This window comes from Blautia sp. RTP21359st1_E11_RTP21359_211015, from assembly GCF_040910705.1.
In the GTDB taxonomy this organism is placed as follows: Bacteria; Bacillota; Clostridia; order Lachnospirales; family Lachnospiraceae; genus Blautia_A; species Blautia_A fusiformis.
In genome coordinates, this window is record NZ_JBDGAB010000046.1 from 1 (window position 1) to 6,840 (window position 6,840).

The following is a 6,840-nucleotide window of genomic DNA, read 5'->3' on the forward strand; positions in this document are numbered from 1 at the left end:
TTCTCTACCGCAGAGCATACTTTCTCTCCAAGCAGAATCACGACCTTCGGCTTGACTTCTGCGATTTCTGCAAGCAGATTCTTAAAGCAGCAGTCAATTTCTGCCTGGTTTGGATATCTTAACTTTCCATTCTTATCAACCGGCGGGCATTTGACCAGATTGGTCTTATATCCCGGCTTGCCGCATGCGGCTTCAATCTGTTTAACAAGTTTTCCTGTGTTCGTAGTCTCGGAAAGCGGTTCTTCTCTGATTTTTGCAGATATTCCTACCCACAAGGCATCATATGTATTGCTTATTTTTGTGTCTGGATTTGAATACCTTCCGGCAATATCGCAGTGTATGCAATCAGTCATCATAAGCCCTCCTCTTATGGTTTATATCTTTAATTTTTCCATTTCGTATGCAATCTTTGCAAAAGACAAGGCCGAAATGCTCTAAAAATTCAGGTAGTCACTTCTTCGTAATTCGCTGCCAGCAGTTTGTTGACTGGTTAATATCGTCCTCCTTTTTTGTGTTACATACAAAATATGCAGAAAAAAAAGATGTGGCGTAATAATATATATTAACGTCGCATCTTTTCACCAATTTTTTGAAAAACATTAGTCAGTCAGGCGTCCAGATACCTCTCGATTTCTTTAAACACCGCTTTGCTGCTTTCATTATTGTGCAAGATATCGTGGGTTCCTTCAACACACTTGATTTCTGTTGAACTGTTATTTTTATGATATGCTTTAAATACTTTTGTTACTCCCTTTCCAAAATCACCAACAGGGTCATTTTTTCCATACATGAACAGTGTTGGTATCGTATTATTTGGATTTTTAAGATTTTTTGAAGTGTATTCCATAGCACGCAAAAATTCATAAAAAAACTTCGGTGTCATGCATGTATGCACAAGCCTGTCTGTTTCGTATTCGTTTCTTGCAGCGTCATCTGACAATAACCAATAATTGTTCGGGTAGCCCTTGAAATGTTTATTATAGCTGTCAAACGCCATTTTACGTATCTCATCTGATGATTTACTCATCTGCTTATTGAATTTAACTGCAATCAACCCTCTCATTACATGCAGCATTGCCGCAGGCTGATACCCCGTTCCGACCAGAATCTCTTTGTTGTAAGCACTTAAATCAGGCATTGACCTGACTATGAAAGAGCCAAGTGAAAAACCAACGATATACACTGGTAAGTCAGGATATATCTTTGTGATATGATTTCTGACATTTATAGCATCGCGGACGGTGTCAAACCAATCATCTAAATACAAGCTCCATGACTTATTTACGTTACTTCTACCGTGGCTGATGATATCGTTACCAAAAACAGCATATCCCCTTTCAGTGAAATATTCAGCAAAGTCGTCGTATCTGTCGATGTGTTCAGTCATACCATGACAAATCTGAATCATTCCTCTAAGATTTTCTTTATCGTGCGGCATAAAAACCACAATATTAAGTACTGTGTTCTTATTCGCGGATGGAAACGCGATATATAGTTTTTCCATTAGTGTAAGGTCTCCTCTCTTTTTTTTGTTTGTATGTAATATGCCAAAAAAAGAAAAAATAAAATCATATTTGCGGATTTTTTTCAGACTTAAAAAGTCTTTATACTTTTTATACTTTTCGTCATTTTATGCAAAAACAGCCTGCCGATATCCATCGGCAGGCGTCATATTTTCAGAATCTCAATTTAACAGCCGTAATCTTACAGCCCCAGTTCTTTCTTCATTTTCTCAAGCTCGTCATCCACATCGGCATTTCCGCCGTTTTTATACTTATCAAGCAGGGAATCTGCCGTGTTATCATCGGCTGTCTTGTTCAGCTCTGTCATCGCCGCAGCCTCATCAAGCATCTTGTCGGCCTTTGCCTCATATCGCTCAAAAGCATCAATGCTTGCCGCGGCCTTGTCTCCGCCAGAAAGTACCTGATTCATGTGCTTCTGGGCCTTGGCGGTTGCTACTTTTGCTTTAATCGCATCTTTCTTCGCTTCAAGTGCCTCAATATCTCTTACCAGTTTGTCATGCATTGCCTGCATATTGTCAGCATTCTTTTCAGCCATTTCGCATGTTTTCTGAAGTGCAACAAGTTTTTCTTCTTCTCTTTTCTTTGCCTCCAGAAGAGTTCTCGCATCACCCTCATTTCCTGCGCGGAGCGCTTTTTCTGCTGTAGTTTTATAATTAGTAATCTGATTCTCACATTCTGTTACTTTTCTTCTTGCGTTCTTTGCATCAGCCATCACTGCTGCGGTTTCTTTTTTTACTTGTGCCAGGTCTTTTCTAAGGTTCAGAAGCGTCTGGTCAATCATCTTGGCCGGGTCTTCTGCCTTATCCAGCAGCGCGTTCACGTTTGCGCTCATAATATCCTTAAATCTTGTTAAAATTCCCATATTTTTCAGTCTCCTTTTTTATATTTTTTGAGTAAATCATCCGCTTCGGAATCCCCGTTAAGCGGTGTGTTTAATATTTTTTCAGTTTCTTTTGCTTCTTCAGCTTTGTGTTTTCTTCTGATAACCATCACTACGATAATACCGGCAAAAACAACGATAACGCCAATGACTTTTATTGCATTATTGCCGACATCGGCAGCCGTTGTTGATTTTGTCATAATGCGGTCAGCTGTTTTTGTAAAAATGGTTGTGAACATGTCATCAGTTGACATATCAGAATACCAGTATTTGTCAACATATGCCCAGAAAATCTCAATAGCTTCAGAATCCATCACAGAGGAAACCTGTTTTCCGTTAACGTATGCCATATATCCAACATCATTATCGGTATCCTTTTCTGCGAAATACATGAATAAAAATGTATCTTCATTTTTGATATGCTTGGAATACCAGTCCTTGGCATACTGCTCTTTCTGTGCATCTGTCGTCAGCGTATTGTCATAAGCGTTTAATACTACATATGGTTGTATTCCGGTTTTGTCATAAAAGTATTTAATGGCTTTTTCTGTCTTAGAAAGGTTATCGAACCATCCGATATTATCAACGATACAATTATTATCATACGCAATATTAGCCGTTATTTTTTCCCTGTTTTGTGTGCTTTTGGGTATACTACTGTTATTACTTATCTTCGTACCAAATGCCAGCACAAAAACGATGATAATCGTTACAATGAAAGCCATAACCTCGCTAAACGGGTTACTACTCACAATTACAGTATCGTGCCTTGGTGGTGGAAACATTCCACCGCCATATCCTCTGTATGGCGGCAGCCCTCCAAACGGTTCATTATAATTATGATGACCATGATAACTGCTGTTTCCGGAGAAACTTCCGCCTCCTGCTCGCCTTCCACTGCTGCCGCTGCTTACATGATGGCCGCCGCTTGACCGTCCGGATGAATGTCCGCCGCCAGAATGTCCACCACCGCCACCTCCGGCTCCTGCTCTTCCCATAGATTTTTACCTCCTTCTGTAAGATTTTTTTTGTATATATTTAATATGCAGAAATTTTTAAAAGGTGGAGCACTTTTTGAAAAAAATATTTAGCGCAAAAAAAGGCGGCCGGAAAAAATCCGGCCGCCATATTTCAATCTGTCAGTATATATAATTCCCCGTCCACACACTCGTAATCAATACCAGCGCATGAAAATAGAATGTAATTGTAATCAGTAGATTCGTACAAGGGCTTTCTCTCATAGAATTCGCCTTTTACGTTTCTTATCTTACCGTGACGATTGATTTCCTGCTTTGGATATTCATTCAAAATTAGAATCCTGTCAGGGTTAAAGCCAAAGGAATCGGCAATAAACTTTTTTGCGACATTGACATCCATTTCATGGACATCGCCTGCAAGCTTGTCGTATTCTTCCTGAATGTACAGCTTTTGATTTTCATAAGGCTTCCACTCCAGCTCTTTATCATACAAGAACTGTAAATCTTTCATACCACTCTCAAGTATCCTGATTCTGCACTGTAAAGCTTCCTTCTCCTCTTTTACTTTCTTTGTCATTTCATCAAGCATTGTTACAGTTTCCTTATCAGCTGCTGACTGGATATATTCGGCAAGGCCTTCATCATTGTTTTTGTACATTTTGCAGAATCTATCTTTGCCTACATCCATTTCGAGATATTTATTCTCGATAATCGCATACATGTCAGCGGAAGGATAAAATCCTGTCCTGTCGGAAAATTCCTGTTTTAACATTTGATTATCTCCTTTCTCAGACTTCACGCATCTGTATAAAATCAAGGCGCTGCGCCGTATAGTCAATATGATAATCAGAAAATACATTATATGCATTCAGCGCTGTTACATTATTTGTTTTGTTATCAACAGTTTCATCAACATCTGAAATGTCCTCAGTACCGTAATCAAAGCTTTTCTCGTCATTGTCTTTGTCTTCCAGGGCGAGCTCTACAAGAGCCCGCTTAATCTGGTCAACACTTCCAATCGCATAAAGCATTCTGACGCCGTCAGCTTCAGTATTCCCGATTGCGATAATCCACTTCGTCAGCATTCTTTTTCTCCTTTCTTTTCCTCTTCCTTTGGCTGGGCCAAAACGGAATCTGATTTATAAGGGACTGTACCTGCCGGCACTACAAGTGAAGCGCGGTCAGTATGTACGTGCTGGTCATCAAAGAAAATCTGTGGCTTAAACTCTTTTAAAACATAAGTTTTATCAAGTCCTCCGAGGAAGAACGCCTGATTTACCTTGATTCCCCATGCTCTCAGTGTCTTAATGGTTCTCGCATGAGCCGGTGCGCTTCTGGCAGTAACAAGGGCAGTAACGATTTTTGTTTCGTTCTCTTTCCCTTCTTTTTCCTGCTTTGTCTGAATTTTAGACAATGCACGAAGAAATTTTGCCATCGGACCTTCTTTCATCGGAATGTTTGCTTTTTCGCTTTCACTTTTTCCGAATGCTTCAAGGCCTTCTGATTTGAAGACTGCTTCTGATTCATCACCGAACAGAACTGCATCACCATCAAATGCGACACGAAGCTCTGTCGTTTCAGTCATATACTTCGCAGCAGATGTAATCATTGTTGCGGCTGGAATACCATTGTCAATCGCAGCCCTCGCAGAATCATCATTTGCCGTAAGGTACAGGTCAATATCAAGAGATTTCAGATAATTGATAATACTCTCTCCACCTGTAAAGAATCCGCGGCAGATATTGAGTCCATGTGCCTGGATTGAGTTGAAAACACGAAGGCTTGTGTCAGCAGTATTTCTTGACACTACAATGACTTCAACGTCATCTTCTCCAAGTTCCAGGAGAGCTTTAACAACAGGAAATGCTGCTCCCGGCTGCAAGACGTCTTTTTCGTGTTTCACCTGATACCTCTCATAGGCCTCTTTGCCTTTCTTTAGAAAAATTTCGTCTTCTTTCTCCAGCTGAAATAATGCGCGGCTGGAGACTGCAACTTTTAACTTTCCATTGATTGAATAAGCCATACGCTTTTTGTTCCTTTCTTTGTGTATATATTTATTTTACAAAATTAATATGCTGGAAAAGTAGATAGACAAAAACATTTCTTATCTTCCGCTTTTATTTATCGTATTCTGTTACAACCAAAATCACGCATATTAAATAAGTAAAGAAAAATTAAAAAAGAAAGGAATAACAAAAATGAGTAAAAAGCAAAGTAAAGATGGAGTGACTTTAACAATCAACTCTCCGACATCAAACTACGGGATATTTAATATTGTTGATATTGATGTTCAGCCAGGCGTTGGCAGTGTCACACTTGATATTGATAGCCTATCACGGTACAGCAATTTTAATGTAAAGTTAAAAAATATAAACAAGCAGTTTCCGGACGTGAGAGTTCTTATCTTGAATGGGCACGCATATGACATTGAAATCTCTAATTATATGTTTCCAAATGTTACAAATGTAATAGTGCAAGGCCCTCCGGCATACTATAGCAGGAGAGTGATTGTTGGACGCAATGGTTGCCTGCTACATTCTACCGGAAGCGGCATAGGTTATAAGCTACTGAATACTTTCTGCAAAAAAGCTGGCGAGGAAATTGACCTAAAAGGTGTATGCAGTATCGAGGATTATGCCTTTGCAGGCTGTATGAGCACAAATGTCATCAATACCGACGATATAACATGCCTTAGCAAAAAAAGCTTTGCCAATTCCGCATTTCAGCTTGGTGGCTCATTCGTAAATGGGGTTAAATATATCAATGGGATGATTGTTGATATTGATACATCAGCAAAAGAAATTGATATTCCTGAGAATGTAATGATTTCGGGTGTCGATATCACGGAAAATTGCCGGTTTGACAAAATCACAATCCATTCAAAACATTCTATTGGTGCTATTGTGCAGAATAGTGGAAGTTTATTCGATGGACATAGCGGATGCGATATCCCTTGTGATGTTTTGTACTTAGATTTTAACAATGACGAGTTCGAGACATCAGTTTTACATGCTATCGATACAAAAGCATTTAAGCTGTCAGATAAGAATCGTTTTTGCAGCGAATATGATGGAATCTTATATGACCGTAATATGGATACATTAATCTGCTGCCCATCAAAGAAAACAGGCTCTATGCTTATTCCAGAAGGAGTTAAGTATATTGGTGACTGTTCATGTTCTGATACAGAAATTACAAGCCTGAAATTACCCAATACCCTCAAAAGCATTGGATATCGTGCCTTTTCTGGCAACAGAAAGCTTACGAATATTGATTTTGGCTCAGGTATCAAAAATATCGGGGCTGGTTTCGGTGGTATGACGTTTTTTGCGTGCGATGCTCTGACAAAGGTAGAGATTCCGTCTAATGTCAAATTGATTGGCGAAAGTGCGTTTGCGAATTGTTGGAATCTTTCCAATCTGATATTTAACGAAGGACTTGAGAGCATTGGACCCAATGC

At 39.4% G+C, this 6,840-nt stretch carries 8 protein-coding genes; 1 reads left to right on the top strand and 7 read right to left on the bottom strand.

The annotated features are described in order from the left end of the window. From AB5026_RS14135 to AB5026_RS14165, 7 genes are all read right to left on the bottom strand, one after another. On the bottom strand, nucleotides 1-356 hold a 356-nt coding region (locus AB5026_RS14135), incomplete at its 3' end, for a uracil-DNA glycosylase family protein (RefSeq protein WP_368213575.1). Nucleotides 357-607: 251 nt separating this feature from the next. Next, the gene (locus AB5026_RS14140) at nucleotides 608-1,504 is read right to left on the bottom strand and encodes an alpha/beta fold hydrolase (RefSeq protein WP_368213576.1); all 897 of its coding nucleotides are present in this window, start codon (nucleotides 1,502-1,504) and stop codon (nucleotides 608-610) included. A 200-nt stretch (nucleotides 1,505-1,704) separates the two neighbouring features. Then, nucleotides 1,705-2,385 carry a PspA/IM30 family protein gene (locus tag AB5026_RS14145; protein ID WP_173734342.1) on the bottom strand — a complete coding sequence of 227 codons (681 nt, stop codon included), beginning with the start codon at nucleotides 2,383-2,385 and terminating at the stop codon, nucleotides 1,705-1,707. Between the two features lie 5 nt (nucleotides 2,386-2,390). Continuing rightward, nucleotides 2,391-3,401: a hypothetical protein gene (locus AB5026_RS14150; protein WP_368213577.1), complete on the bottom strand. Its 1,011-nt coding sequence runs from the start codon at nucleotides 3,399-3,401 to the stop codon at nucleotides 2,391-2,393. 133 nt (nucleotides 3,402-3,534) lie between these two features. Then, nucleotides 3,535-4,152, bottom strand: coding sequence for a hypothetical protein (locus AB5026_RS14155; RefSeq protein WP_368213578.1), 618 nt, complete (start codon nucleotides 4,150-4,152; stop codon nucleotides 3,535-3,537). Nucleotides 4,153-4,168: 16 nt separating this feature from the next. After that, nucleotides 4,169-4,465, bottom strand: coding sequence for a hypothetical protein (locus AB5026_RS14160; RefSeq protein ID WP_173734339.1), 297 nt, complete (start codon nucleotides 4,463-4,465; stop codon nucleotides 4,169-4,171). Then, on the bottom strand, nucleotides 4,459-5,403 hold the full coding sequence (locus tag AB5026_RS14165; RefSeq protein ID WP_173734338.1) for a 5'-nucleotidase: 945 nt from the start codon (nucleotides 5,401-5,403) through the stop codon (nucleotides 4,459-4,461). The genes AB5026_RS14160 and AB5026_RS14165 overlap by 7 nt, the downstream gene beginning before the upstream one ends. 175 nt (nucleotides 5,404-5,578) lie before the next feature. Between AB5026_RS14165 and AB5026_RS14170 the strand changes: the two genes are divergently transcribed. After that, nucleotides 5,579-6,840: leucine-rich repeat domain-containing protein (locus tag AB5026_RS14170; protein WP_368213580.1), on the top strand; the 1,262-nt coding region annotated here is incomplete at its 3' end.